Genomic DNA, 26,190 nt, shown 5'->3' on the forward strand with positions numbered 1-26,190 from the left:
TTCGACAAGAGGGAATTGCGCTTTGCGTTCTGGGCGGCCTTTGCGTCTTGGCGGTGAAGCCTTGTCGATCACCTCAACCCGCCCGACCCGAAGCACTTGGATAATCCCGCCCCATGATTCGATTGCTGGTGGGCCTCGGAAACCCCGGGCCGGAATACGAAGCCACGAACCACAACGCCGGGTTCTGGTGGATCGACGCGGTGGCGCGCGAGCTGAAGACCTCGCTCTCGCCCGACCGCAGCTACTTCGGCTTGGTCGCCCGGGTGAATCGCCCCGGCGAGGCCGGGCCGCTGTGGCTGCTGGAGCCGCAGACCTACATGAACCTCTCGGGCAAGTCGGTGGCGGCGCTGGCACGCTTCTTCAAGATCTCGCCGGACGAGATCCTCGTCGCGCACGACGAGCTCGACTTGCTGCCGGGCCAGGTGAAGTTCAAGAAAGGCGGCGGCCACGCCGGCCACAACGGCTTGCGCGACATCCACGCGCAACTCGGCACGCCCGATTACTGGCGGCTGCGCATCGGCATCGGCCACCCGGGCGTGAAGTCAGAAGTGGTGGACTACGTGCTGCGCAAGCCCAAGCCCGAGGCGCGCGAGGCGATCGAAGACAGCATCCGCAAGACGATCACGGCGCTGGACCTGATCCTCGATGGCAGCATGGAACGCGCAACGATGAAGATCAACGCCAAGCCACCGCGACCGAAGCCGCCCAAGCCCGAGGCGCCGCCGTCGGACGCCTGAGCGGCTCAGAAGCCGTTCGCCGGCGGGTCGCCCTGCAGCTGGCGGTACTTGGCCCACAGGCTGTCTTTGGACTCGATGTGCTGCGGGTTCACCGGGATGCACGCGACCGGGCAGACCTGCACGCACTGCGGTTCGTCGAAGTGGCCGACGCACTCGGTGCACTTGGCGGGGTTGATCTCGTAGATCACCGCGCCGAGCGAGATGGCCTGGTTCGGGCACTCGGGCTCGCACACATCGCAGTTGATGCATTCGTCGGTGATCATGAGCGCCATGGGGGCCTCCTACGCTCCGACGAATACGGCAAGCGCTTGCGGGCGCTTGCCGCGCCCGGCGGCGCAACGCATGCGTTGCGAAAGCCCGCCGGTCGTGTCGGTGATCATGATTGCCATGACGGATCTCTCGAAAACAGTGCGGATCAGGGGCCGGCTTTGACGCGGCGCTTCAGCCGGTCGAGCACCGAGGGTGCCACGAACTTCGAGACATCACCGCCCAGGGTGGCAATCTCGCGCACGAAGGTGCCCGAGACGAACTGGTACTGGTCGCTGGGCGTCAGGAAGACGGTCTCGACCTCGGGCATCAGGTGGCGGTTCATGCCGGCCATCTGGAATTCGTATTCGAAGTCGCTCACGGCGCGCAGGCCACGCACCACGACCTTGCCGCCGTGGTGCCGGACGAATTCGCTCAACAGGCCGTCGAAGGCGATCACCTCGACGTTGGGGTACTTGGCGGCCAGCTCTTGCGCGATTTCGAGTCGCTCGGCGAGTGAGAACATGGTCTTCTTGTGATGCCCGGTGGCCACGGCCAGGATCAGGCGCTCGAACAAGGTGCTGCCCCGGCGCATCAGGTCTTCGTGGCCCGAGGTCATCGGGTCGAAGGTGCCAGGGTAGACGGCAGTCAGGCGGGTCGCAGAGGTCACGCGGTTTCCTTGGCTGTGCCCGATGCGTCAGGCGGGTGAAATTTCGGGCGGAGTGTAGCCCGCAGCCCCAGCCGCGTTCGCACGCTGAAACAGGTGCGAATGCACCGCGCCGGCACGCGCGTGGCGGTGCAGGCGCAGGCCGGCATCGAAGGCCGCCGCGTCGAAGGCCCGGTCGGCTTCAAGGTAGATGAAGCCGTCGGGCACCACCACCCGCTGCGCCGCGCGCACGGCCGCCTCGAAGGCCTGCGCGGCAAAGGGCGGGTCGATGAACACCAGCTCGAACGAGGCCGGCGCGCTGCGCGCCATCCACCCGAGGGCGTCGGAGGCCTCGATGCGCACCTGCGTGGCCTTGAGCCGCTCTTGCACCGCCTGGAGCGATTTCACCAGGCGCGCGTCGCGCTCGACCATCACCACCTCGTCGGCGCCGCGCGAGGCGGCTTCGAAGCCGAGCGCACCGCTGCCGGCAAAGGCGTCGAGGCAGCGCCAGCCCGACAGGTCGTGCCCGAGCCAGTTGAACAGCGTTTCGCGCACGCGGTCGGGCGTGGGGCGCAGGCCTTCGGCGTCGAGCACCGGCAGCTTGCTGCGCTTCCACTGGCCGCCGATCAGGCGCACCTCGCGTGGGGCCGAAGCGCTGGCCCGGGCCGGCTTGTTGGGCTCGGGCGCGCGCGGTGGCTGCGCAGCAATCTCGGGCAGGCGGTCGAGCGACAGGTGCTTCAGGCGCGACCGGCTCATTGGCGGACCGGAATCCCCCGGCTGGCCATCAGCGCCTTGGCCTCGCCCACCGTGTGCTGCCCGTAGTGGAAGATGCTCGCGGCCAGCACCGCATCGGCCCCGCCGATCTGGATGCCTTCGGCCAGGTGTTCGAGCGTGCCCACGCCGCCGGAGGCGATCACGGGGACGCTCACCGCATCGCTCACGGCCCGGGTCAGCGGCAGGTTGAAGCCGATCTTGGTGCCGTCGCGGTCCATGCTGGTCAGGAGGATCTCGCCCGCGCCGTGTTCGGCCATCTGACGGGCCCACTGCACAGCGTCGATGCCGGTGTTCTTGCGGCCGCCGTGGGTGTAGACGTCCCAGCCCGAGCCATCTTCGCGCCCCTTGGCGTCGATGGCGACGACGATGCACTGCGCGCCGTACTTGGCCGAGGCGTCTTTGATGACCTGCGGGTTGGCCACCGCCGCCGAGTTGAAGCTGACCTTGTCGGCGCCCGCGTTGAGCAGGCGGCGCACGTCATCGACGGTGCGCACACCGCCGCCGACCGTGAGCGGGATGAACACCTGCGAGGCCACCGCCTCGATCATGTGCAGGATCAGGTCGCGCCCGTCGCTGGTGGCAGTGATGTCGAGGAAGGTCAGCTCGTCGGCGCCCTGCTCGTTGTAGCGCGCCGCGATCTCGACCGGGTCGCCGGCATCACGCAGCTCGACGAAGTTGACGCCCTTGACGACGCGGCCGCCGGTGACGTCGAGGCAGGGGATGATGCGTTTGGCGAGCATGGGAGGTTGGTGAGAGCGGTGGTTGGCGACGGTCTTTTCACCGCAAGGAACGCAAAGGTCGCCAAGAAGGAGTTTCTACTTTGCGTTCTTGGCATCTTTGCGGTGAACCTCGGGCCCGACAGACGCGGGCGCCAGAGACGCTCAGACGCCGCCGTTGAGTTCGTCCGCCTTCTTCTGCCCCGCCGCGAAATCGAGGTCGCCCGTGTAGATCGCCCGACCGCAGATGACGCCTTCGACGCCTTCGCTTTCGACCGCACAGAGCCGCTCGATGTCGGCGAGATTGGACAGGCCGCCCGAGGCGATCACCGGGATGGTCAGCGCCTGCGCGAGCTTCACGGTGGCGTCGATGTTGATGCCGGTGAGCATGCCGTCGCGACCGATGTCGGTGTAGATCACGCCTTCGACGCCGTAGTCCTCGAACTTCTTGGCGAGGTCGATGACTTCATGCCCGGTCAGCTTGCTCCAGCCGTCGGTGGCGACCTTGCCGTCTTTCGCGTCGAGGCCCACGATGATGTGGCCCCCGAAGGCGCTGCAAGCGTCTTTCAAGAAGCCCGGGTTCTTGACCGCGGCGGTGCCGACGATGATGAAGCTCAGGCCGTCGTCGAGGTAGCGCTCGATGGTGTCGAGGTCGCGGATGCCCCCGCCGAGCTGCACGGGGATCTCGTCGCCCACCTCGGCGAGGATGGCCTTGATGGCCGCCTCGTTGACCGGCTTGCCGGCGAAAGCGCCGTTCAGATCGACCAAGTGCAGCCGACGCGCGCCGGCGTCAACCCATCGTCGGGCCATCGCTGCGGGGTCTTCGCCGAAGGTGGTGGAGTCGTTCATGTCGCCCTGTTTGAGGCGGACACATTGACCGTCTTTCAGGTCAATCGCGGGGATCAGCAGCATGGCCGAGGCAGTGGTGATGAATGAAGACCGCGGAACGAACGGTCGGGGGGTTCAGGGATTCCAACGCAGGAAGTTGCGGTACAGGGCCAAGCCGTGCGCCGCGCTCTTCTCGGGGTGGAACTGAGTGGCAAAAATGTTATCCCGCGCGATGGCGCAGGTAAAGCGCACACCGTAGTCGGTTTCACCCACGCTGTGGCGCGGGTCGGCCGGATGGGCGTGAAAACTGTGCACGAAGTAGAAGTACGCGCCATCGGGAATGTCGGCCCACAGCGCATGCGGGCGCGCCTGCACGACGCGGTTCCAGCCCATCTGCGGCACCTTGTAGCGGCTGCCGTCGGGCTGCAACTGGCCTTCGAGGCGAAACTTCACGACCTCGCCCGGGATGAGGTTCAGCCCCTCGGTCGGGCCTTCTTCGCTGCGGGTCAGCAGCATCTGCATGCCCACGCACACGCCCATCAGCGGCTTGCGCACCGCGGCGTCGAGCACGGCTTCGAGCAGGCCCGACTCGCGCAGCTCGCGCATGCAGTCGGGCATCGCCCCCTGGCCGGGCAGCACCACGCGGTCGGCCGCGAAGACTTCTTCGGGGTTGGCGGTGACGATGACCTTCACGCCTGCGTCGTTGGCCGCGTGCGCGACGGCCTGCGACACCGAGCGCAGGTTGCCCATGCCGTAATCGACGACCGCGACGGTGCTGGTCATGGCAACTCCCGCCGGGCCGTCCCAAGGGCGTTGCGTGCCCCCTCGGGGGGCTGCGAACGACGTGAGCGCGGGGGCTTCATCACAGAGACCCCTTGGTGGAAGGGATCACGCCGGCCGCGCGGGGGTCGATCTCGAGCGCCATGCGCAACGCGCGCGCAAACGCCTTGAAGATCGTCTCGCACTGGTGGTGGGCGTTGTCGCCGTGCAGGTTGTCGATGTGCAGCGTGACGCCGGCGTGGTTCACGAAGCCTTGGAAAAACTCGTAGGCCAGCTGCGTGTCGAAGCCACCGACCATGCCGCTCTTGAAATTGACGCGCATGTGCAGCCCCGGGCGGCCCGAGAAGTCGATCACCACGCGCGACAGCGCCTCGTCGAGCGGCACGTAGGCGTGGCCGTAGCGGCGCAGGCCCTTCTTGTCGCCGACCGCTTGCGCGAAGGCCTGGCCGAGCGTGATGCCCACGTCTTCGACGGTGTGGTGGCCGTCGATGTGCAGGTCGCCCTTGGCGTCGATGTCGAGGTCGATCAGCCCGTGGCGGGCGATCTGGTCAAGCATGTGATCGAAGAAGCCGATGCCGGTGGCGAGCTTGGCCGTGCCGGTGCCATCGAGGTTGATCGACGCGGTGATCTGCGTCTCGGAGGTGTTGCGGGTGACCTGGGCGGTGCGCATGGCGATTCTCGAAAGGGGTTCAGCGGCCCAGCACCGCGTCGAGCGCGGCCAGCAAGGCGTCGGTCTGCGATTCGGTGCCCACGCTGATGCGCAGGAACTGTGCAATGCGCTCGGGCTTCTTGAAATGCCGCACCAGCACCTTGTGGGTGCGCAGGCCAGCGGCCAGCTCGGCGGCGTCGCTGCCAGGGCGGCGGGCGAACACGAAGTTGGCGGCCGAGGGCAGCACCTCGAAGCCACGCGACACCAGGCCGGCGACCATGCGATCGCGCGTGGCCAGGGTGCGGCGGGTGGTGTCGTCGAACCAGGCCACGTCGTCCATGGCCGCCACTGCGCCGGCAATCGCCAGGCGGTCGAGCGGGTAGGAGTTGAAGCTGTCCTTGACGCGCACCAGCGCCTCGATCAGGTCGGGGTGGCCCAACGCATAACCGACGCGCAGGCCGGCCAGCGCGCGCGACTTCGACAGCGTGCGCACGACGAGCAGTTGCGGAAATTCGTTGACCAGCCCATCGGCCGACTCGCCGCCGAAATCGACATACGCCTCGTCGATCACCACCACCGAGTCGCGGTTGCCTTGCAGCAGGCGCTTCACCTCGGCCAGCGGCAGGCCGATGGCCGTGGGCGCGTTCGGGTTCGGGAAGATCACGCCGCCGTTGCGGCCAGCCGCGAGGTAGTCGTCCACGCGGATGGCGAACGCGTCATCGAGCGGCAGCTCGCGCGTCTCGATGCCGTAGAGCTTCGCGTAGACCGGGTAAAAGCTGTATGAGATGTCGGGGTAGAGCAGCGGCGCGTCGTGCTTGAGCAGGCCCATGAAGGCATGCGCCAGCACCTCGTCGGAGCCGTTGCCGACGAACACCTGCTCGGGCGTCAGGCCGTGGTATCGGGCGATCGCCACCTTCAGCGCGGTGGCCTGCGGGTCGGGGTAGAGGCGCAGGCCGTCGCCGTTCTGCGCGGCGATGGCTGCCACCACCTTCGGACTCGGCGGGTACGGGCACTCGTTGGTGTTGAGCTTCACCAGCCCGTCGATCTTGGGTTGTTCGCCCGGCACGTAGGGCGTCAGCGTGCGGACGATCTCGCTCCAATACTTGCTCATCGTGCGCCTCCGTTCTTCAGGCGCATCTCGGCGGCGCGGGCGTGCGCTTGCAGGCCCTCGCCATGCGCCAGCACCGACGCGATCTGGCCCAGCACCTGCGCGCCGGCTTCGCTCACTTCGATCAGGCTGCTGCGCTTTTGGAAGTCGTACACGCCCAGCGGCGACGAGAAGCGCGAGGTGCCCGAGGTCGGCAGCACGTGGTTCGGGCCGGCGCAGTAGTCGCCCAGGCTTTCGCTGGTGAAGGCGCCGAGGAAGATCGCGCCGGCATGCCGCAGCAGCGGCTCCCACTGGTGCGGGTCGCGCGAACTGACCTCCAGATGCTCGGGCGCGATGCGGTTGCTGATCTCGCAGGCTTCTTCCATCGAACGCGTGTGGATCAGCGCGCCGCGGCCCTCGAGCGAGGCGCGGATGACCTCGCGGCGCGGCATCTCGGGCAGCAGGCGCTCGATGGCGGCCCGCACCTCGGCGATGTAGGCCGCGTCGGGGCACAGCAGGATGCTCTGCGCCAGCTCGTCGTGCTCGGCCTGGCTGAAGAGGTCCATCGCGACCCAGTCGGCCGGCGTCGTGCCGTCGGCCAGCACCAGGATTTCGCTCGGCCCCGCGATCATGTCGATGCCGACCTTGCCGAACACGCGGCGCTTGGCGCTGGCCACGTAGGCGTTGCCCGGGCCGGTGATCTTGTCCACCGCCGGCACAGTGGTCGTGCCGTAGGCCAGTGCGCCGATGGCCTGGGCGCCGCCCAGCGTGAAGGCGCGGCTCACGCCCGCGACGGCCGCGGCGGCCAGCACCAGCGCGTTGCGCTCGCCCTTGGGCGTGGGCACGACCATGATGATTTCAGGCACGCCCGCCACATGCGCAGGGATGGCGTTCATCAGCACGCTCGACGGGTAGGCGGCCTTGCCACCCGGCACGTAGATGCCGACGCGGTCGAGCGGCGTGACCTTCTGGCCGAGCAGCGTGCCGTCGGCGTCGCGGTACGACCACGAGCGGCCGCAGGCGTCGAGCTGGCGCTGGTGGTAGTCGCGCACCCGGGCCGCGGCGGCTTCGAGCGCCGCGCGCTGCACGGTGGGCAGGCCGTTCAACGCGGCTTGCAGTTCGGCCTGCGTGATTTCGAGCTGCGCCACCGACCCGGCCTGCAGGCCATCGAAGCGCTGCGTGTACTCGAGCACCGCCGCGTCGCCGCGCTTTTGCACATCACCGAGGATGGCCGCGACGCGCTCTTCGATCGCATGGTCCGTCTCGTCCGACCAATGCAGCACGTGGCGGAACTCGGTCTCGAAGTTCGGCGACGTGGTGGCGAGGGTGCGGAGGTTGACGCTCATGGTGTCGGGGTTGAGCTGTGGAGGAATCAGGGGAATGTCAGGACTTCGGAATGGCCGACTCGAACGCGTCGATCAACTGGCGGATCGGTTCGCGCTTGAGCTTCAGCGAGGCCTGGTTCACGACCAGCCGGGCCGAGATCTTCATGATCTCTTCGACCTCGACCAGGTGGTTGGCCTTCAGCGTGCTGCCGGTGGACACCAGATCGACGATGGCATCGGCCAGGCCGGTCAGCGGGGCGAGCTCCATCGAGCCGTAGAGCTTGATCAGGTCCACGTGCACGCCCTTGTCGGCGAAATGGTTGCGTGCGCACTGCGTGTACTTGGTCGCCACGCGGATGCGCGAGCCCTGCTTGACGGCCGCCGCGTAGTCGAAGTCGGCGCGCGTGGCCACGCTCAGGCGGCAATTGGCGATCTGCAGGTCGAGCGGCTGGTACAGGCCCTGGCCGCCGTGTTCGAGCAGGATGTCTTTGCCCGCCACGCCGATGTCGGCGCCGCCGTGCTGCACGTAGGTCGGCACGTCGGTGGCCCGCACCAGCACCACGCGCACGTCGGGCCGGTTGGTGCCGATGATGAGCTTGCGCGACTTTTCGGGGTCTTCGGCGACCTCGATGCCGGCGGCCTTCAGCAGCGGCAGGCTGTCGTCGAAGATGCGTCCCTTGGACAGAGCTAAGGTGATCATTTGATGCGCTCGATGTCTGCGCCGATGCCACGCAGCTTGGCTTCCATCTGGTCGTAGCCGCGGTCGAGGTGGTAGATGCGGTCCACCGTCGTCTCGCCCTCGGCCACCAGGCCGGCGATCACGAGGCTGGCCGAGGCACGCAGGTCGGTCGCCATCACGGTCGCGCCCGACAGCTTGGGCACGCCGTGGATCACCGCCGTGTGGCCGTCGATCTCGATCTTCGCGCCCAGGCGGATCAGCTCGGTCACGTGCATGAAGCGGTTTTCGAAGATGGTCTCGGTGACCTTGGCGCTGCCCTGCGCGATGCAATCGAGCGCCATGAACTGCGCCTGCATGTCGGTCGGGAAGCCCGGGTACTCGCGGGTGCGAAAGCCCACGCTGCGCATCGCGCCGGGACCGGCGCTCTGGACGCGGATCCAGTCGTCGCCCGACTCGATGGTCGCGCCCGCTTCGCGCAGCTTGTCGATCACGGCGTCGAGGTGGTCGGCGCGCGCGCCCTTCAGCACCACCTCACCGCCCGCTGCGGCCACGGCGCACAGGAAGGTGCCGGTCTCGATGCGGTCCGGCACGATGCGGTGCGCGGCGCCGTGCAAGCGCTCGACGCCCTGCACGCGGATGCGGCTGGTGCCATGGCCTTCGATCTTCGCGCCCATGGCGATCAGCATCTCGGCCAGGTCGGGAATCTCGGGCTCTTGCGCGGCGTTTTCGAGCACCGTCTCGCCCTCGGCCAGCGCGGCGGCCATCAGCAGGTTTTCGGTGCCGGTCACGGTGACCATGTCAGTCGTGATGCGCGCGCCCCTCAGCCGCTTGGCCTTGGCGACGATGTAGCCGTGCTCGACGACGATCTCGGCACCCATCGCCTGCAGGCCCTTGATGTGCTGGTCCACCGGACGCGAGCCGATGGCGCAACCGCCGGGCAAGGACACCTTGGCCTCGCCGAAGCGCGCCACCAGCGGCCCCAGCACCAGGATGGACGCGCGCATGGTCTTGACCAGGTCGTACGGGGCCTCGCGCAGCGTGAGGTTGGCGGCGTTGAGCGTCACCACGTCGGATTGGGTCTCGCTGCGCTCGGCCACGACACCCATGTTGCGCAGCAGCTTGAGCGTGGTGTTCACGTCCTGCAGGCGCGGCACGTTCGAGAGCGTGACTGTGTCGGCGGTGAGCAGCGCGGCGCACAGCTCGGGCAGCGCCGCGTTCTTGGCGCCCGAGATCACGACTTCGCCCTTCAGAGAGCGGCCGCCGCGGATGAGGAGTTTGTCCATGAGGGTGGGCGTGCCCAGTGCTCACACGGCCATCGAACCCGCTGGCGCAGGCTCGCCAGCCGCGGTGAACACCGCGGCGAAGTTCAATGGTGGTGGGTGGGGGCCGAATCGGGGCGGGCAGCCCATTCAGCGGGGGTGAGCGTCTTCATGGACAGCGCGTGGATTTGCTCGCGCATTCTATCGCCCAGGGCCTGGTAGACCCGCTGGTGGCGGCGGATGCGGGGCGCGCCTTCGAATTCGGCCGACACGATGGTGGCGAAGAAGTGCCGCCCGTCGCCTTCGACCTCGAGGTGCTCGCAGGGCAGCCCTTGCGCGATGTAGCGCCGGACTTCGTCGGGGGTGGGGTCGGCCATGGTGGGCGGGATTATCCGTCAGCGGGCTCAGTGGCGAATCTTGAAGCCGGTGCGCAGCAGGTGCAGCGCCAGCGCGAACACGACGGCGAGGCTGGCACCGACGACGGCGAGGCTCGTCCACGGCGACACGTCGCTCACACCGAAGAAGCCTCGCCGGAAGCCGTCGATCATGTAGAAGAACGGGTTCAGGTGGCTCACGCCCTGCCAGAACGCTGGCAGCGACTTCACCGAATAAAACACGCCCGACAGAAAGGTCATGGGCATCACGATGAAGTTCTGGAACGCCGCGATCTGGTCGAACTTCTCGGCCCACAACCCGGCGATCAGCCCCAGCGCGCCCATCATCGCGGCGCCGGCGATGGCGAAGACGAGCGTCCAGCCCGGCGCGGCGAAGCTGAGCGGCGCGAACCACACGGTGACCAGCATCACGCCCGCGCCGACGACGAGGCCGCGCACCACGGACGCGCCCACGTAGGCGAGAAACCACGCCCAGTGCGACAGCGGCGTCACCAGCAGGAAGACGAGGTTGCCGCTGATCTTGCTCTGGATCAGCGAGCTGCTGCTGTTGGCGAAGGCGTTCTGCAGCACGCTCATCATCACCAGGCCCGGGATTAGGAAGCTCGTGTAGCCGACGCTGTCGTAGACCTTCACGTGGTCTTCGAGCACGTGGCCGAAGATCAACAGGTACAGCACCGCCGTGAGCACCGGCGCGGCCACGGTCTGGAAGCTGACCTTCCAGAACCGCAGCATCTCTTTGTAGAGCAGCGTGCGCGTGCCCGAGAAAACGTTGAAACGCACCTCGCTCGTCATGCCGGGGCCTCCACGCGCGGCACGGTCTCGCCGTGCATGATTTCGAGGAACACGTCTTCCAGGTCGGCGCGGCCGATCTCCAGGTCTTCGGGTTGGCAGCCGGCGGCGCGCAGCGTGGCGAGGATCTGCTCGACCTCGGCCGCGTCGTGCGCCTTGACCTGCACGATGCGCCCGGTGACGCGCGACTGCGCGGCCAGGGCCTCGGGCAGCGCGGTGTCCAGCTTGAAGCGCAGCATGGTGCTCGCGGTGCCGGCCAGCAGGGCCGAGGTGCGGTCGAGCGCGACCACGCGGCCCTGCTTGAGCATGGCGATGCGCCCGCACAAGGCCTCGGCCTCTTCGAGGTAGTGGGTGGTCAAGAGCACCGTGTGGCCGGCCTTGTTGAGCTTGGCGACGAACTGCCACAGCGTCTGGCGCAGCTCCACATCGACCCCCGCCGTCGGCTCGTCGAGCACGATCACCGGCGGGCGGTGCACCAGCGCCTGCGCCACCAGCACGCGGCGCTTCATGCCGCCCGACAGCTGCCGCATGTTGGCGTGTGCCTTGTCGGCCAGGCCCAGGCCGTGCAGCAGCTCGTCGATCCACGCGCCGTTGTTCTTGACGCCGAAATAGCCGCTCTGGATGACCAGGGTTTCGCGCACGCTGAAGAAGGGGTCGAACACCAGCTCTTGCGGCACGATGCCCAGCTGCCGGCGCGCGGCCGCGTAGTCGCTCACCACGTCGTGGCCGTGCACCGCCACCCGGCCGGTGCTGGCGCGCGACAGGCCGGCGAGGATGCTGATGAGCGTCGTCTTGCCGGCGCCATTGGGCCCGAGCAGTCCGAAGAACTCACCGGCCTCGATGTCGAAGCTGACATCGTTGAGGGCCTGCACCGTGCGGCCCGCGCCGGTGTAGGTCTTGCTGACGTGTTGGAAAGAGATGGCCGGCATGGAGCGCGCGATTCTAGGCAGGCGCGGGCTTTCTCGCTGGGACGCGTCACCGCGTGGTGCTAGCGTGAATCGCCCTTCAATCGCGCCCGCTCCCGATGACGACCCGCCCGACCAAGAAGCCCCGCCGCACCGCCGAGCGCATCCTCGACGCGACGCTCGTGCTCTTCAACCGCTTCGGCGAGCCGAATGTCTCGACCTCGCTGATCTCGGCCGACCTGGGCATCAGCCCCGGCAACCTCTACTACCACTACCCGTCGAAAGACGCGCTCATCAATGCGATCTTCGACCGCTACCGCATCGAGCTGTCCACCCTGCTCAACGCGGCCGAAGACGTGCGACACGTCGAAGACGCGTGGCTCTTTCTGCACATGCTCTTCGAGCGCATCTGGCAGCACCGCTTTCTGTACCGCGACCTCAACGACCTGCTGTCGAAGAACCGACATCTGGAGACGCACGTCCAGCAGATGCTTGCCGACAAGTCGCAGGCCATGCAGCGCCTGCTCGGCGGACTGAACGCCGGGGGGGCGATCCGCCTGCCGCGCGACGAGGCCGAACCCCTCGCCACCGCGATGGTGGTCGTGCTCACTTACTGGCTCAGCTTCGAGTACGTCCGCGACCCGCGCCATGCGCTCGAACCCGATCGCGCCGAGGGTGCGTTGCTGCGCGGCGCCTTCCATGTGCTGCATCTTTTGGGGCCGCATCTGAGCCCCGAATCGCATGCGCATCTGATGACATTGGCCGGCACTTATCGACACGATTGACGTGCTCTTGGGGCGGCTACGTACTTTCCTCCATGCCTTGTGGGATGGGCTTCTCTAGCATGGCCCGACACCTACAAGAAACACATGCTTCGTTGGAAAGGACACCCATGAAAAGCGCCCTCATCGCCAGCCTCGCCGCCCTCGGCGCCTGGGCTGTGCAAGCCCCTGCACACGCCCAGGCGGCGTACCCCGACAAACCCATCACGATCATCGTGCCCTTCGCGGCCGGCGGCCCGACCGACACGGTGGCGCGCGACTTCGCCGAGGCCATGCGCAAGCCGCTCGGTGCGCAGAGCATCATCATCGACAACGTCGGCGGCGCTGGCGGCACGCTGGGCGCCACCAAGGCCGCACGCGCCGCGCCCGACGGCTACACGCTGCTGCTCACGCACATCGGCATGGCCACCTCGCCAGCGCTGTACCGCAACCTGCAGTTCAAGCCGCTCGACGACTTCGAGTACCTCGGCCTCGTCAACGAAGTGCCGATGACCGTGGTGACGCGCGCCAACCTGCCCGTCAACAGCTTCACCGAGTTGAACACCTGGCTGCGCGCCAACGTCAGCAAGGCCAACCTCGCCAACGCCGGGTTGGGCTCGGCCTCGCACCTGTGCGGGCTGCTGCTGCAGACGGCGCTCAAGCTCGACATCACCACGATCTCGTACAAGGGCACCAACCCGGCGATGAACGACCTGCTCGGCGGCCAGGTCGATCTGATGTGCGACCAGACCACCAACACCACCGCGCAAATCGAAGCCGGCAAGATCAAGGCCCTGGCCGTGACCACGCCCAAGCGGCTGACCACGCCGGCGCTGGCCAAGTTGCCCACGCTCGACGAGTCGGGCCTCAAGGGCTTCAACGTCACCATCTGGCATGCGCTGTACGCGCCCAAGGGCACGCCGAAGGCCGTGCTCGACAAGGTGAATGCCGCGCTGAAGGTTGCCCTCAAGGACCCAGGCTTCATCAAGCGCCAGGAAGGCCTCGGCGCCGTGGTGGCGGCCGACGCGCGGGTGAACGGCGCCGACCACAAGAAGTTCGTCGCTGGCGAGATCGCCAAGTGGACGCCGATCATCAAGGCGGCCGGTCAGTACGCCGATTGAGCGCACCGCGTGCCAATGCCAAGGCCGCCCTCGGGCGGCCTTTTTGATAGGGGCTGCGCGCGAGCGTCAGGCCACGAGTCGCATCGGGATGGTCACCGGCCCGTCGTTGACCAGGTGCACCTGCATGTCCGCGCCAAAGCGCCCGGCCTCGACCGGCCCGTGCTGCGCGCGTGCCGAGGCGAGCACGCGTTCGTAGAGGCGTCGCCCCTGTTCGGCGGGCGCAGCGCCGGTGAAGCTGGGCCGGTTGCCGCCGCTCGTGTCCGCGGCCAGCGTGAACTGGCTGACGACCAGCAAGCCGCCCTGCACATCGACCACGCTGCGGTTCATCTTGCCGGCGTCGTCCGAGAAGATGCGCAGCTTCAGCAGCTTGGCCACCAGCTGATCGGCCACCGCCTCGGTGTCGCCAGGCTCGGCGCACACCAGCACCAGCAGGCCTTGGGCGATGGCGCCGACCGTGTCGCCCGCCACCTCGACGCGGGCCTCGCGCACCCGCTGGATCAACGCGATCACGGCCGCACGCTCAAGCGAGCGTCACGCGGGCGAACTTGCGCTTGCCGACCTGCACGACGTAGGTGCCGGCGCCAAGCTTCAGGCCCTTGTCGCTGACCACGGCACCGTCCACGCGCACACCGCCGCCGTCGATCAGGCGGTTGGCCTCACTGGTCGATGGCGCCAGGTTCGCCTGCTTGAGCAAGGCACCGATGCCCAGCGGCGCGCCGCCGAGCGACACCTCAGGGATCACGTCTGGCACGCCGCCCTTCGAGCGGTTGATGAAGTCTTGCTCCGCCGAGTCGGCCTCCGCCGCGCCATGGAAGCGCGCGGTGATCTCTTTGGCGAGCATCACTTTGGCGTCCTTCGGGTTGCGCCCGCCCTCGACCTCGGCCTTCAGGGCCGCGATCTCGGCCTCGCTGCGGAAGCTCAGCAGGGTGAAGTACTTCCACATCAGCTCGTCGCTGATCTTCAGCAGCTTCGCGAACATGTCGTTCGGCGCTTCGGTGATGCCGATGTAGTTGCCCTTGCTCTTGGACATCTTCTCGACGCCGTCGAGCCCTTCGAGCAGCGGCATCGTCAGGATGCACTGCGGCTCCTGGCCGTATTCGCTCTGCAGCGAGCGGCCCATCAGCAGGTTGAACTTCTGGTCGGTGCCGCCGAGTTCGAGGTCGCTCTTGAGCGCGACCGAGTCGTAGCCCTGCATCAGCGGGTACAAGAACTCGTGCACGCTGATCGGCGTGCCGGCCTTGTAGCGCTTGGTGAAGTCGTCGCGCTCCATCATGCGCGCGACCGTGTAGCGCGAGGCGAGCTGGATCATGCCGCGCGCGCCCAGCGGGTCGCTCCATTCGGAGTTGTAGCGAAGCTCGGTGCGCTGCGGGTCGAGCACCTTGTAGGCCTGCGTCTTGTAGGTCTCGGCGTTGGCCTCGATCTGCTCGCGCGTCAGCGGCGGGCGCGTCGTGTTGCGCCCCGACGGGTCACCGATCATCGAAGTGAAGTCGCCGATCAGAAAGATGACCGTGTGCCCCAGGTCCTGCAACTGGCGCAGCTTGTTCAGCACGACCGTGTGGCCGATGTGGATGTCGGGGGCGGTCGGGTCCAGCCCGAGCTTCACGCGCAATGGCACGCCCGTTGCTTCAGACTTGGCAAGCTTGGCCACCCACTCGGCTTCCGGTAACAGCTCGTCAACGCCGCGCCGCGAAACGGCCAGCGCCTCGCGGACCTTGTCGGTCACCGGATGGGCAAGAGAAGGGGCCGACGAAACGGGCGGACGAGGCGCCACCGAAGAGGGCTGAGACATGGCGTGAATTCGGAAATTTCTGGGGGATTTTCCGCAGGGCACGGAACAGGCGGTCGGTATACTGACTCATTACCCCGGCTGGCTGCCGCCACCCAGCACTCAGGGGCCCGCAGCGTCGCTCGATTCTAGAGGACGCCTGCCGGCATCAAGACAGACCCCAAGCGCTCGCCTCCCCCAGGCGCGCTTGACACTCGGGCCGTTCGGCCCCTCTGACAATTGAGCTCCTTGGATCCTCTTGACCGCGCCGCGGCGCGTTTCGGCGAACGCACCCTTCAGTTCCTGCACCGCCACCACCGGGCGGTTGTCTCGGCCGTCGTGGTCGGACTGGCCGGCTTCGGTGTCACGGCCTTCGGCATTGCGCCCATGGCGCCCGACGCGGCCGACCTGCCACGGCGCATGGTGACGGAAATCGTCACGACCGAACCGCTCGATACACAGCTCGACGCGCTCGCCGACCACTCGCTGCAGCTCTACCGCAACGACCTCACGCGCGGCACCGACACCGCCGACAGCCTGCTGCAACGGCTGAACGTGTCCGACCTGGGCGCCGCCGCTTTCCTGCGCAGCGACAAGACCGCCCGCCGCCTGCTCGAAGGCCGGGCCGGCAAGATGGTGCAGGTGCGCATCGGCGAGGCGGGCCAGCTCGACGAACTGGTCGCCCGCTACCCGGCCGAGCGTGCCGAGCAGTTCAACACCCACTTCTCGCGCCTGCGCATCACGCGCTTCGAGAACAGCTTCATCGCGCAGGTCGAAACCGCGCCGCTTGCAGCCGAAGTGCGCCTGGGTGGCGGCACGATCCACAGCTCGCTGTTCGCCGCGACCGACGAGGCCCGGCTGCCCGACCCGGTGGCCACGCAGATCGCCGAGATGTTCTCGACCGACATCGACTTCCGTCGCGAACTGCGCCGGGGCGACACCTTCAGCGTCGTCTACGAAGCGCTGACCGCCGACGGTGAACCCATCACCTGGAACCAGGCCTCGGGCCGCGTGCTCGCCGCTGAGTTCATCAACAACGGCCGAACGCATGCGGCGGTGTGGTTCACGGACCCGACCAACGGCAAGGGCGGCTACTACGGCTTCGACGGCCAGAGCAAGCGCCGCGCGTTCCTGTCGAGCCCGATGGAGTTCTCGCGCGTGACCTCGGGCTTCTCGATGCGCCTGCACCCCATCCACAAGACCTGGCGCGCCCACCTGGGCGTGGACTACGGCGCACCGACCGGCACGCCGATCCGCGCGGTGGGACATGGCGTGGTCGAGTTCGCCGGCTGGCAGAACGGCTACGGCAACGTGGTGCAGATCCGACATGCCAACGACCACACGACGCTGTACGCGCACATGAGCCGCATCGACGTGCGCAAGGGCCAGTCCGTTGAACAGGGTGCGCGCATCGGCGCGGTCGGCTCGACCGGCTGGGCCACCGGCCCGCACCTGCACTTCGAGGTCAAGGTCAAGGGCGAGCACAAAGACCCGATGGTCATCGCCAAGGCCTCCGAAGCCATCGTGCTGTCGCCAGCGGCACGCACGCAATTCGAAGTGGCCGCCCAGGGGCTGCGCGGCCAGTTGCAAGCAGCTGCCGCGCACGCAAGCGCCCTCACCGCCCGCGCCGAGTGAATCCCCAGGTGTGCCGCGAGGCACGCCGGGCACCATCGCCCGATGTCTGAACTCTTCATCGGGCTGATGTCGGGCACCTCGCTCGATGGCGTGGACGGCGTGCTCGCCGCCTTCGACGCCGCCGGGCACCTGTCGGTCCGCAGCCACGCCTACCGGCCCTTTGCGGGCCCCTTGCGAGACACGCTGCTCGCCCTCAACACCCCCGGCGACAACGAAATCCACCGCGCAGCCCTCGCCGCCAACGACTTGGCGCGGCTGTATGCGCAGGTCGTGGCCGACCTGCTGGGCGCGAGCGAGACACCCGCCACCGCCGTACGTGCCATCGGCAGCCATGGCCAGACTGTGCGCCACCGCCCCGGCATCGAAGACGGCCTCGGCTACACCTGCCAGGTCGACAACCCGGCGCTGCTGGCCGAGCTGAGCGGCATTGACGTCATCGCCGACTTCCGCCGGCGCGACATCGCCGCCGGGGGCCAGGGCGCGCCACTCGTGCCCGCCTTTCACCACGCACTGTTCGCCCGACCCGGCCAGACCGGCGCCGTGCTCAACCTCGGCGGCATCAGCAACCTCACGGTGCTGCGCCCGGACCAACCCACGCGCGGCTTCGACTGCGGCCCAGCCAACGTGTTGATGGACCACTGGTGCCAGCAGCACCTCGGCCGCCCCTACGACGCTGGCGGCGCGTGGGCGGCCAGTGGCCAGGTCGATGCCCAACTGCTGGCCCGTCTCCTCGACGAGCCCTTCTTCTCGCTGCCCGCCCCCAAGAGCACCGGCCGCGACCTCTTCAACCCCGGCTGGCTGGACGACAAGCTGAAGCGCTTCGCCCAGCCCGTGTCACCGGCGGCCGTGCAAGCCACCCTGTGCGAGCTGACCGCACGCACCTGCGCCGACGACATCCACCGGCACGCGGCGGATGCCCGCGAACTGCTGGTGTGCGGGGGCGGCGCGCTGAACACGCACCTGATGCAGCGCCTGGCCGATCTGCTGCCCGGTGTGCAGGTCGCGCCGACCGACGCCCGCGGGCTACCCGCGCAGCACGTCGAGGCGGCCGCCTTCGCCTGGCTGGCGTACCGGCACACGCACCGCCTGCCGGGAAACCTGAGCACCGTCACCGGCGCGGCGGGGCCCCGGGTGCTGGGAGCGCTTTACCCCGCCGGATAGAAGCCCACCGCTCATGACAAAGGCCGCCCGAGGGCGGCCTTTGCTTTGGCATGCGGCGGAGGATCAGACCGAGAAGCTCGAACCGCAGCCGCAGGTGGTCGTGGCGTTCGGGTTCTTGATGACGAACTGGGCGCCTTGCAGATCGTCCTTGTAGTCGATCTCGGCGCCGACCAGGTACTGCAGGCTCATCGCGTCGATCAAGAGCGTCACACCGTTCTTGTTCATCTGCGTGTCGTCTTCATTGACGATTTCGTCGAAGGTGAAGCCGTACTGGAAGCCCGAGCAGCCGCCGCCTTGCACGAAGACGCGCAGCTTCAGTTCAGGGTTGCCCTCTTCGTCCACCAGTTCCTTGACCTTGTTCGCCGCGCTATCGGTGAAGACCAGGGGCACGGGGGGCGCATCCAGCGGGGAAAGTTGTGCGGCGACTGCGGTCATGAGAGTGGCTCCTGAGACAAAACTGGCCCGATTATCCGCCGGCTGCGGCCGCCACGCTGGTCGAGGCCAATTTCAATGCCGGGCGATCGTCGCCCGACTGCTGCAGGGGGCGGATTTCGCCGTTGATCGTGGCGCCTTGGTGCATTTCGAGCGACTGGTAACTCACGTCACCAACGATGCTGGCCTTGGGCTGCAGCTCGAGCAGTTCGCTCGACAGCACCGGTCCTGTCACCGAGCCGTTGATGATCACGTGGCCGGCCCGCACCTGGCCCACGACGCGGGCTTTTTCGCTGATCACGAGGATGCTCGAACGTTCGCCAGTGGCGATGACGTCGCCCTGGACTTCGCCATCGATGCGCAGACCGTCCGAAAAACGCAATTCGCCGACGATCACGGTGCCTTCGCCGATCAGGGTGCGAATCGCGGGCGCTTTCTTTTTGCCGAACATGGTGTGTCTCCGGTGGGTGAGGGCCAACCACGCCGCCCTGCAGGCGTTCAGACCTTGGCCGTCTGGCTGGCTTTGATGTTGCCCTGGCTGTCGGTCACCTTGAGGTGCACCTGTTTGACCACGGCGTTTTCTGGCAGTTCGATCGTTCCTTCGAGCCGCAGCGATTGTTTGACCTGAAGGGGCCGCGGGCCGCCCGGCTGAGTCAGCGTCCAGGGTCGCCCGCCTTGGCTGCCACTGAGCACGATTTCATACCGGCCGGTGAATTCGGGCAAGGTCTTGCCAATCTGCATCACCAGCACTTGAAAGCGCAACTGCCCCGGCGACGGAATATCGGCGCGCAGGCCACGCACGTTGAGGCCATCGCTGCTCGCCGCCGGCAGCAAACGCTCAAAAAAACCGAGATCCGCTTTCAGCGTCACGTTTTCGGCTTCGAGCTGCTTGAGTTGCTGCACCAGTTTGTCCTGCGCCGCGCGCTCCGCCTTCAACAGGCTCTCGGCGGTGTTGGCGATCGACTGTGCGCCCTCGCGCTCGTCACGCAGCTTGGCGACTTCTTCGCGAAGTTGGGCCAACTCGGCCTTGGCGCCGCGATCGAGGCCCGCCAGGGTCTTGCCCATCTCGAAGGCCCACAGCGCCAGCGCCGCCGAGAAACCCAGCGCGAGCGCCGCGACCGCCCAGCGCAAGGGCCACGGCAAGTGGCTGCGCACGATCATGCGCGGGGCGCTGATCGACAAGCGGCGGCGTAGCAACTTCCAGCGCATGGGGCGGTTGGGCTCCTGGGTGAGGCAAGGCGCAGAAGTGGCCCGCCGACAAGCCCCATGGCGGGGCGTTGAGGCGGATTCTAGAAGCCGCCCTCAGCCACCGAGTGAGCAAACCTTGCAGGCGTAAGCATGCGCCGCGCGCATCTCGCCAACGCTCAAAGGAAAAGCAAAAAGCCGCTCGATGAGCGGCTTTTTGTTGCCCGTTGCCCGACGAAACCGGGCCGCGCGCAAAGGTGGATCAGCGCTTGCTGAACTGCTTCCGGCGGCGAGCGCCGTGAAGACCGACCTTCTTACGTTCGACTTCACGCGCATCGCGCGTCACGAAGCCGGCACGGCTCAGTTCGGGCTTGAGCGCCGCGTCGTAGTCGATCAGGGCGCGGGTGATGCCGTGGCGGACGGCACCGGCTTGACCCGATTCGCCACCACCGTGCACGTTGACCTTGATGTCGAAGGCAGCGTCGTTGGCAGTGAGCACCAGCGGCTGACGCACGACCATGATGGACGTTTGGCGGCCGAAGTACTGCTCGACCGGGCGGCCGTTGACGAGGATCTGGCCCGTGCCCTTCTTGATGAAGACACGAGCGACCGACGACTTGCGGCGGCCGGTTCCGTAATTCCAGTTTCCGATCATCACCGCTCCTTAGATTTCCAGCGCCTTGGGCTGCTGGGCGGTGTGCGGATGCGTGGCACCGGCGTACACCTTCAGCTTCTTCACCATCGCGTAGCCCAGCGGGCCCTTGGGCAGCATGCCCTTGACGGCCTTCTCCAGCGCGCGGCCGGGATGCTTGGCTTGCATGTCCTTGAACTTGGTGCCGTAGATGCCGCCCGGGAAGCCCGTGTGACGGTAGTACACCTTGTCGTTGGCCTTGTTGCCGGTGACGCGGATCTTGTCTGCGTTGACGACGACGATGAAATCACCGGTATCGACGTGAGGCGTGTAAATGGCCTTGTGCTTGCCGCGCAAACGGAGTGCCACTTCGCTGGCAACACGTCCGAGCACCTTGTCGGTGGCGTCAATCACAAACCACTCGTGCGTCACTTCGGCCGGCTTGGCGCTGAAGGTCTTCATGAGGTTTCTTTCAATGAGCCCGCGGGTGCGGGCAACAAGGCTCGTTGCGATGCGTTCGGTGCCGCTTGTGAAAGGCGGCCTCTTAGGCACACGCCGCGCGACCATCCGAACTTGTCTGGACGCACGATTCCCCAGAGCCGTTTCGGGGAAAGCCCGCGATTATGCACGAAGCCCCTCCGAATGGACAACACCCAAGCCTGCGCTGCGTCACCTCGAGGCGACCGCAAGAACACTAAACTGGATTTTTTCGCCGCTGCAGCACCATGAACACCCCGCGCAACTCCGGCAATCACGCGGCCGATTGGCCTTGGTCTGCGCTGGCCGCGTGGCGGACGGCGGTGCGTTCATTCATTGAGTGGGTGCCGATTCGCCAGTTGCGCCCTGGTCATCGGGAGCGCATCGGCCGACACCTGCTTGCGCTGAATGAACGCGATCGCTACCTGCGTTTCGGCCACCCGATCACCGACGAGCAAATCGGGCGTTACGTTATGTCACTGGATTTCGAGCGCGACGACCTCTTCGGAATCTTCAACCGGCGGCTCCAGTTGCTCGCCGTGGCGCACCTCGCCCTCCTGCCGAAAACAGAGTCCCACCCCGACATGGCGGAGTTCGGCGTCTCGGTGAGGGCAGAGGCGCGGGGGCGTGGCTATGGCGCACGGCTGTTCGACCGTGCGGTCCTGCACGCACGCAATCGCGGATGTGAGCGCATGCTGATTCACGCGCTCAGTGAGAACGGAGCCATGTTGAAGATCGCGGCCAACGCCGGTGCCACGGTGCAGCGCGATGGCCCCGACTCCGAGGCTTGGCTGCAATTGCCAGCCGAGAACGTCGCGACCCATGTCAGCGAGATGGTCGAAGAGCAGGCCGCCGAGTTCAATTACCGCTGGAAGCGGCATGCGCTTGAAGCCCAGCGGGCCTGGTCCACCTGGTCCGCGGCGACAACGCAGGCTGGCGATCCCCCGGTGACCGAACCCGCCGCTTTGGGTGGGCCGCCCGCCGCGGCAAACACTCAAACTGGGGATTCACCGGGGAAGGGTGACCGATAGGATCGGCCCGCAGCCCCTTCTGCTTCAACCCCCTCACCACGCTCGTGAACATCGACATCGAACCCCAGAGTTTCGTCCTCGCCGCAGCCGCGCTGGCGTTGGTCGTGCTCGCGATCTGGGCGTTCAGTCGCCGCCGCCCGCCGTCGGCGCAGCCATTGCCCACCGACTGGGCACTGACCGCGCGCCCCGTGTTCACGACCGAAGAGCGACGCATCTACCGCTTGCTGCGTGAGGCTTTGCCCCACCACATCATCCTGTCGAAGCTCCCACTCGTTCGCTTTTGCCAGCCCCTCGACCCGACCACGGTGCGGTACTGGTACGACCTGCTGGGGGCCCATCACGTGACCTTCGCCGTGTGCAGCGCCAATGGTCGCGTGCTGGCTGCCGTCGATCTCGAGAGCGACCGCAACAACTCGCGGCGCGTGTTGCAGATCAAGCAATCGGTGCTCGAGGCATGCCGGGTGCGCTACCTGCGCTGCCCGTCCGACCATCTGCCGTCCACGGCCGAACTGCAATTGCTGGTCCCACACAGCGGGGCGGCTTCACGAGCCCCTCAACCGGCGCCGGCACCCAGCCTGCACCAAGCCCGTGACACGCTGGCCAGCACGGTCGCCAACCGTCGCGCCGAGCGCAGCGCCCTTTGGCAAGACTCGACGCTCTTTCAGGACTCGTTCTTTGCGCCTGACAGCCGCCTCGATGGCTTCGGCAGCAGCGACTTCTCGACACTGCCTGGAAGCAACCCCGACATGAGCGGCGCGGCGCGTCCCGGCACCGATGAAATCGCTGCCGTCGTGGTGGACGAAGCACCCCCTCGGCTGAGCCCTTTGCCCCAGCACTGAGCTGACGTGCCCCGCGTACCATGCGGGAATGACCGAAGCGCCACGATCGCCCCTCGCAACGACCGAGGCCCCCTACGCCGACCTGACGCCGAACGTCGTCCTCGACGCCCTCGACACCGTCGGGCTGCGCGGCGATGGCCGCTTGCTGCAGCTCAATTCGTACGAGAACCGGGTGTTCCAAGTGTTCCTGGAGGACGGCCGCGTCGTGGTGGCGAAGTTCTACCGGCCGCACCGCTGGTCGGACGCGCAAATTCTCGAAGAGCACGACTTCGCTCTGGAATTGCACGGCGCCGAGATTCCCGTCGTTCCGCCTCTGATCCTGACCCGGGGACTGACGACCAGCACCCTCATGGCCTTCGACACGGCTGCGTCAACCTACCGGTTCGCAGTGTCGAATCGCCACGCCGGCCGCGCGCCCGAACTCGAAGAGCCAGACACCCTTGAGCGCCTGGGGCGTTTCATCGGGCGGCTTCACGCGGTGGGAGCCCGCAATCGATTCACGCATCGCGTGAGCCTGTCGCCCCAGTCACATGGGCGCGAACCCCACCAGTTCCTCACTGGCTCAGACCTCATTCCCCCCAGCCAACAGGCCTCTTGGCGCGACGTCGTGGATCGCTTGCTCGACGCCATCGAGCGAAAGTTTGCGGCGGTGGGTGAGATCTCGCGCATTCGCCTTCATGGCGACTGCCACCTCGGAAACGTGCTGTGGACGGACGCGGGGCCCCACTTCGTGGATCTCGATGACGCCATGAACGGCCCCGCAGTGCAAGACCTCTGGATGCTGCTCTCCGGTGATCCGCAGTCCGCTCAGCGCGAGCTGGCAGACATCCTCGCGGGCTACGAAGACTTCATGGCCTTCGATCGCCGCGAACTGCAGCTGATCGAGTCCCTGCGAAGCCTGCGGATGATTCACTACAGCGCATGGCTGGCTCGCCGATGGGCCGATCCAGCGTTCCCGGCCGCGTTTCCATGGTTCGGGACCGCCGCATATTGGGCCGATCAGACCGAGCGGCTGCGCGAACAGCTCCAACTGATCGAGCCCGAGTCGAACCCATCACCCGACGATTTCGAGCACTGAGCAGCTCAAGCGCCCACCAACAACGCATTGATTCGCTTCACGTAGGCAGCAGGGTCTTCCAATTGGCCGCCCTCGGCCAACACCGCCTGGTCAAAGAGGATCTGGGCCAGGTCATCGAAGTGCTCGCTGCGTTCGAGGCGGCGCACCAGCGGGTGGTCCACATTCACCTCTAGCGTGGGCAGCGACACTGGCGCTTTTTGCCCGGCTTGCTTCAACAAGCGGGCGAGGTGTCCACTCATGTCGCCCTCACTGACGACCAGACATGCCGCGGAGTCGACGAGCCGTGTGCTGACACGCACCTCTTTGGCTCGGTTCTTGAGCACGTCGCCAAGTCGCTGCAATACGTCCTTGAACTCGTTAGCGGCGGCTTCGGTCTGCCTTTTTTCTTCTTCGTCCTGCAACTTGCCGAGATCGACCGCGCCCTTGGCGATGCTCTGCAGCGGGCGGCCCTCTACCTCGAAGAGGTGCGCGAGCATCCATTCGTCGACTCGATCGACGAGTAGCAAAACTTCGATGCCCTTCTTTCGAAAGACTTCGAGCTGAGGGCTGTTCTTTGCCGCCACCAAGCTGTCAGCGGTGACGTAGTAGATCGCCTCCTGCCCGTCCTTCATGCGCGCGAGGTAGTCGGCAAACGCAACGCCTTCGTCGGCATGGGTGGAGGCAAAGCGAAGCAGCTTTGTCAGACGCTCTTGATTCGCGGGGTCTTCACCGATCCCTTCCTTCAGCACGCTTCCGAAGTCAGCCCAGAACTTCGCATACTTTTCGCGCTCTGCCGCGTCGTCACTGTTCGCCAGCGCTTCAAGCATTCCCAAGACACGCTTGGTCGATCCTTCGCGAATCGCTTTTACGTCGCGACTTTCTTGCAGCAGTTCTCGAGAAACGTTCAGCGGAAGGTCGGCGCTGTCGATCACACCCTTTACAAAGCGCAGATAGGCCGGCATCAGCGCGTGGGCGTCATCCATGATGAAGACGCGCTTCACGTACAGCTTCACACCGGCACGCTTGTCGCGGTTCCACAGATCAAACGGCGGGTGCTTAGGAGCGTAGAGAAGCTGCGTGTACTCGCTTCGCCCTTCGACGCGGTTATGGGTCAGGGCAAGCGGCGGCTCGCTGTCGTAGCTGATCTGCTTGTAGAAATCTTCGTATTGCTCTTGCGTAATCTCCGCCTTGCTGCGAGTCCAAAGCGCCGCAGCCTTGTTCACAGGCTCCCACTCGTCTCGAAGTTGTTGCGCCTGGGCTTCGGCGTCCCATTCCTCCCTCCGCATCAAGACGGGGAGCGAAATGTGGTCGGAGTACTTGCTGATGATGGACCGCAGCTTCCAAGTGCTCAGGAACTCGTCTTCGCCTTCTCGCAGATGAAGAATGACATCGGTACCACGCTCGGATCGGGTGATGGGAGTGACCTCAAACTGGCCCGAGCCGTCGGAGGACCACCGCACGCCCGCCTCGTCAGGCAAGCCCGCCCGCCGAGACTCGACAGTGATCCGATCCGCGACGATGAAGCCGCTGTAGAAGCCAACGCCGAATTGGCCGATGAGCTGCGCGTCGCGCTTCTGGTCTTGGCTGAGTTGAGCGATGAAGTCTCTCGTGCCACTTTTGGCAATCGTCCCGAGATTGGCAACAGCCTCATCAAGAGACAAACCGATGCCGTTATCCCGAAACGTCAGGGTCCGCCGCTCTTTGTCAAAACTAACCCGAACCTCCAGGTTCGGAATGTTTTCGTACAGATTCGGAGCATTCAATGCCTCAAACCGGAGTTTGTCGCACGCATCTGACGCATTCGAGATCAGTTCACGAAGGAATATTTCCTTGTTGGAATACAGTGAATGAGTAACTAAATGGAGGATCTGCTGAACTTCAGCCTGGAAGGGGAGCGTTTGCGTGTCCATGGTGCAGGTTGAGAGTGAGGTGGCAGGGATATATGGACGGAGTCCTCGACTTCAATCCCTTCTTCCACTTCCACATGAACTCGGGAAGACAAGCATAGCGGCAATCTAAATTACTGAGCCTTCTCATCACAAGGGATCGGCAACGATCTGAATTACTCCACCGAGCCAAGGCATAGGCGGACGCTTCGAATTACCACCGCCCAGAGGTATTCACAAGGAAGACCAAGCCGAAGTTCAAATTGAAGCAATCATTGCCCAATGAGAAATGCCCCCATCACTGCTGTGATGGGGGCATTCAATTAATAGCCTGACAATGTCCTACTTTCACACGGGAATCCGCACTATCATCGGCGCTGAGGCGTTTCACTGT

30 protein-coding genes are annotated in these 26,190 nt (G+C 66.3%); 8 read left to right on the forward strand and 22 right to left on the reverse strand.

Features of this window, described 5'->3' with window-relative positions; translation table 11 throughout:
- Positions 1-113: 113 nt before the first annotated feature.
- Positions 114-737 carry an aminoacyl-tRNA hydrolase gene (gene pth / locus AC1KAT_RS07225; RefSeq protein ID WP_480324219.1) on the forward strand — a complete coding sequence of 208 codons (624 nt, stop codon included), beginning with the start codon at positions 114-116 and terminating at the stop codon, positions 735-737.
- 5 nt (positions 738-742) lie between these two features.
- Here pth and AC1KAT_RS07230 read toward each other — a convergent pair whose 3' ends face one another.
- The 14 genes from AC1KAT_RS07230 to AC1KAT_RS07295 form a co-directional block, all read right to left on the reverse strand.
- The gene (locus tag AC1KAT_RS07230) at positions 743-1,009 is read right to left on the reverse strand and encodes a YfhL family 4Fe-4S dicluster ferredoxin (protein ID WP_480324220.1); all 267 of its coding nucleotides are present in this window, start codon (positions 1,007-1,009) and stop codon (positions 743-745) included.
- 143 nt (positions 1,010-1,152) lie between these two features.
- The gene (coaD, locus tag AC1KAT_RS07235) at positions 1,153-1,653 is read right to left on the reverse strand and encodes a pantetheine-phosphate adenylyltransferase (RefSeq protein WP_480324222.1); all 501 of its coding nucleotides are present in this window, start codon (positions 1,651-1,653) and stop codon (positions 1,153-1,155) included.
- Positions 1,654-1,680: 27 nt separating this feature from the next.
- A complete protein-coding gene (rsmD, locus tag AC1KAT_RS07240) occupies positions 1,681-2,385 on the reverse strand; it encodes a 16S rRNA (guanine(966)-N(2))-methyltransferase RsmD (protein ID WP_480324224.1) in 705 nt (234 codons plus the stop codon).
- Complete coding sequence (gene hisF / locus AC1KAT_RS07245) at positions 2,382-3,143, reverse strand: imidazole glycerol phosphate synthase subunit HisF (RefSeq protein ID WP_480324226.1); 762 nt, start codon at positions 3,141-3,143, stop codon at positions 2,382-2,384. Before hisF ends, rsmD begins: the two co-directional genes overlap by 4 nt.
- Before the next feature lie 141 nt (positions 3,144-3,284).
- Positions 3,285-4,031: a 1-(5-phosphoribosyl)-5-[(5-phosphoribosylamino)methylideneamino]imidazole-4-carboxamide isomerase gene (gene hisA, locus AC1KAT_RS07250; protein WP_480324228.1), complete on the reverse strand. Its 747-nt coding sequence runs from the start codon at positions 4,029-4,031 to the stop codon at positions 3,285-3,287.
- A 51-nt stretch (positions 4,032-4,082) separates the two neighbouring features.
- Positions 4,083-4,730 (reverse strand): imidazole glycerol phosphate synthase subunit HisH, encoded by a 648-nt coding sequence (gene hisH, locus AC1KAT_RS07255; RefSeq protein ID WP_480324230.1) that lies wholly within the window; start codon positions 4,728-4,730, stop codon positions 4,083-4,085.
- A gap of 79 nt (positions 4,731-4,809) precedes the next feature.
- Entirely contained in the window at positions 4,810-5,397 is a 588-nt protein-coding gene (gene hisB / locus AC1KAT_RS07260) for an imidazoleglycerol-phosphate dehydratase HisB (RefSeq protein ID WP_480324232.1), read from the reverse strand.
- A 19-nt stretch (positions 5,398-5,416) separates the two neighbouring features.
- The gene (gene hisC, locus AC1KAT_RS07265) at positions 5,417-6,487 is read right to left on the reverse strand and encodes a histidinol-phosphate transaminase (RefSeq protein WP_480324234.1); all 1,071 of its coding nucleotides are present in this window, start codon (positions 6,485-6,487) and stop codon (positions 5,417-5,419) included.
- Complete coding sequence (hisD, locus tag AC1KAT_RS07270) at positions 6,484-7,809, reverse strand: histidinol dehydrogenase (protein WP_480324236.1); 1,326 nt, start codon at positions 7,807-7,809, stop codon at positions 6,484-6,486. Before hisD ends, hisC begins: the two co-directional genes overlap by 4 nt.
- Before the next feature lie 37 nt (positions 7,810-7,846).
- Positions 7,847-8,488 carry an ATP phosphoribosyltransferase gene (gene hisG, locus AC1KAT_RS07275; protein ID WP_480324238.1) on the reverse strand — a complete coding sequence of 214 codons (642 nt, stop codon included), beginning with the start codon at positions 8,486-8,488 and terminating at the stop codon, positions 7,847-7,849.
- A complete protein-coding gene (gene murA, locus AC1KAT_RS07280) occupies positions 8,485-9,750 on the reverse strand; it encodes a UDP-N-acetylglucosamine 1-carboxyvinyltransferase (protein ID WP_480324240.1) in 1,266 nt (421 codons plus the stop codon). Before murA ends, hisG begins: the two co-directional genes overlap by 4 nt.
- 83 nt (positions 9,751-9,833) lie before the next feature.
- Positions 9,834-10,103, reverse strand: coding sequence for a BolA family protein (locus tag AC1KAT_RS07285; protein WP_480324242.1), 270 nt, complete (start codon positions 10,101-10,103; stop codon positions 9,834-9,836).
- 27 nt (positions 10,104-10,130) lie between these two features.
- Positions 10,131-10,913: an ABC transporter permease gene (locus AC1KAT_RS07290; protein ID WP_480324243.1), complete on the reverse strand. Its 783-nt coding sequence runs from the start codon at positions 10,911-10,913 to the stop codon at positions 10,131-10,133.
- Positions 10,910-11,839 carry an ABC transporter ATP-binding protein gene (locus tag AC1KAT_RS07295; protein WP_480324244.1) on the reverse strand — a complete coding sequence of 310 codons (930 nt, stop codon included), beginning with the start codon at positions 11,837-11,839 and terminating at the stop codon, positions 10,910-10,912. Before AC1KAT_RS07295 ends, AC1KAT_RS07290 begins: the two co-directional genes overlap by 4 nt.
- Before the next feature lie 95 nt (positions 11,840-11,934).
- Between AC1KAT_RS07295 and AC1KAT_RS07300 the strand changes: the two genes are divergently transcribed.
- Together AC1KAT_RS07300 and AC1KAT_RS07305 are read left to right on the forward strand one after the other, a co-directional pair.
- Positions 11,935-12,600 carry a TetR/AcrR family transcriptional regulator gene (locus tag AC1KAT_RS07300; protein WP_480324246.1) on the forward strand — a complete coding sequence of 222 codons (666 nt, stop codon included), beginning with the start codon at positions 11,935-11,937 and terminating at the stop codon, positions 12,598-12,600.
- A 107-nt stretch (positions 12,601-12,707) separates the two neighbouring features.
- Positions 12,708-13,697, forward strand: coding sequence for a tripartite tricarboxylate transporter substrate-binding protein (locus tag AC1KAT_RS07305; protein ID WP_480324248.1), 990 nt, complete (start codon positions 12,708-12,710; stop codon positions 13,695-13,697).
- 66 nt (positions 13,698-13,763) lie between these two features.
- On the opposite strand, the gene dtd is transcribed toward AC1KAT_RS07305, so the two are convergent.
- Both dtd and tyrS read right to left on the reverse strand, forming a co-directional pair.
- On the reverse strand, positions 13,764-14,207 hold the full coding sequence (dtd, locus tag AC1KAT_RS07310; protein ID WP_480324250.1) for a D-aminoacyl-tRNA deacylase: 444 nt from the start codon (positions 14,205-14,207) through the stop codon (positions 13,764-13,766).
- 10 nt (positions 14,208-14,217) lie between these two features.
- Positions 14,218-15,486 (reverse strand): tyrosine--tRNA ligase, encoded by a 1,269-nt coding sequence (tyrS, locus tag AC1KAT_RS07315; RefSeq protein ID WP_480324252.1) that lies wholly within the window; start codon positions 15,484-15,486, stop codon positions 14,218-14,220.
- Positions 15,487-15,711: 225 nt separating this feature from the next.
- Here tyrS and AC1KAT_RS07320 point away from each other — a divergent pair, with 225 nt between their 5' ends.
- Complete coding sequence (locus AC1KAT_RS07320) at positions 15,712-17,097, forward strand: peptidoglycan DD-metalloendopeptidase family protein (RefSeq protein ID WP_480324254.1); 1,386 nt, start codon at positions 15,712-15,714, stop codon at positions 17,095-17,097.
- 42 nt (positions 17,098-17,139) lie between these two features.
- Complete coding sequence (locus tag AC1KAT_RS07325) at positions 17,140-18,258, forward strand: anhydro-N-acetylmuramic acid kinase (protein ID WP_480324256.1); 1,119 nt, start codon at positions 17,140-17,142, stop codon at positions 18,256-18,258.
- A 63-nt stretch (positions 18,259-18,321) separates the two neighbouring features.
- Here AC1KAT_RS07325 and erpA read toward each other — a convergent pair whose 3' ends face one another.
- The 5 genes from erpA to rplM form a co-directional block, all read right to left on the reverse strand.
- Complete coding sequence (gene erpA / locus AC1KAT_RS07330; protein WP_480324258.1) at positions 18,322-18,693, reverse strand: iron-sulfur cluster insertion protein ErpA; 372 nt, start codon at positions 18,691-18,693, stop codon at positions 18,322-18,324.
- 31 nt (positions 18,694-18,724) lie between these two features.
- The gene (locus AC1KAT_RS07335; protein ID WP_480324260.1) at positions 18,725-19,141 is read right to left on the reverse strand and encodes a bactofilin family protein; all 417 of its coding nucleotides are present in this window, start codon (positions 19,139-19,141) and stop codon (positions 18,725-18,727) included.
- Between the two features lie 47 nt (positions 19,142-19,188).
- Positions 19,189-19,851 carry a DUF6776 family protein gene (locus AC1KAT_RS07340; RefSeq protein WP_480324262.1) on the reverse strand — a complete coding sequence of 221 codons (663 nt, stop codon included), beginning with the start codon at positions 19,849-19,851 and terminating at the stop codon, positions 19,189-19,191.
- A 286-nt stretch (positions 19,852-20,137) separates the two neighbouring features.
- Positions 20,138-20,530 carry a 30S ribosomal protein S9 gene (gene rpsI, locus AC1KAT_RS07345; protein ID WP_480324264.1) on the reverse strand — a complete coding sequence of 131 codons (393 nt, stop codon included), beginning with the start codon at positions 20,528-20,530 and terminating at the stop codon, positions 20,138-20,140.
- Between the two features lie 9 nt (positions 20,531-20,539).
- A complete protein-coding gene (rplM, locus tag AC1KAT_RS07350) occupies positions 20,540-20,968 on the reverse strand; it encodes a 50S ribosomal protein L13 (protein ID WP_480324266.1) in 429 nt (142 codons plus the stop codon).
- A gap of 263 nt (positions 20,969-21,231) precedes the next feature.
- On the opposite strand from rplM, the gene AC1KAT_RS07355 reads away from it, so the two are divergent.
- The 3 genes from AC1KAT_RS07355 to AC1KAT_RS07365 are packed head-to-tail and all read left to right on the forward strand — an operon-like array spanning position 21,232 to position 23,931.
- Positions 21,232-22,014: an N-acetyltransferase family protein gene (locus AC1KAT_RS07355; protein ID WP_480324268.1), complete on the forward strand. Its 783-nt coding sequence runs from the start codon at positions 21,232-21,234 to the stop codon at positions 22,012-22,014.
- Between the two features lie 44 nt (positions 22,015-22,058).
- Positions 22,059-22,853: a DUF2726 domain-containing protein gene (locus AC1KAT_RS07360; RefSeq protein WP_480324270.1), complete on the forward strand. Its 795-nt coding sequence runs from the start codon at positions 22,059-22,061 to the stop codon at positions 22,851-22,853.
- A 28-nt stretch (positions 22,854-22,881) separates the two neighbouring features.
- Entirely contained in the window at positions 22,882-23,931 is a 1,050-nt protein-coding gene (locus AC1KAT_RS07365) for a serine/threonine protein kinase (protein WP_480324272.1), read from the forward strand.
- Positions 23,932-23,936: 5 nt separating this feature from the next.
- On the opposite strand, the gene htpG is transcribed toward AC1KAT_RS07365, so the two are convergent.
- On the reverse strand, positions 23,937-25,820 hold the full coding sequence (gene htpG, locus AC1KAT_RS07370; RefSeq protein ID WP_480324274.1) for a molecular chaperone HtpG: 1,884 nt from the start codon (positions 25,818-25,820) through the stop codon (positions 23,937-23,939).
- Between the last annotated feature and the right edge of the window lie 370 nt (positions 25,821-26,190).

It is taken from the genome of Piscinibacter sp. PDB5-1 (assembly GCF_056676035.1).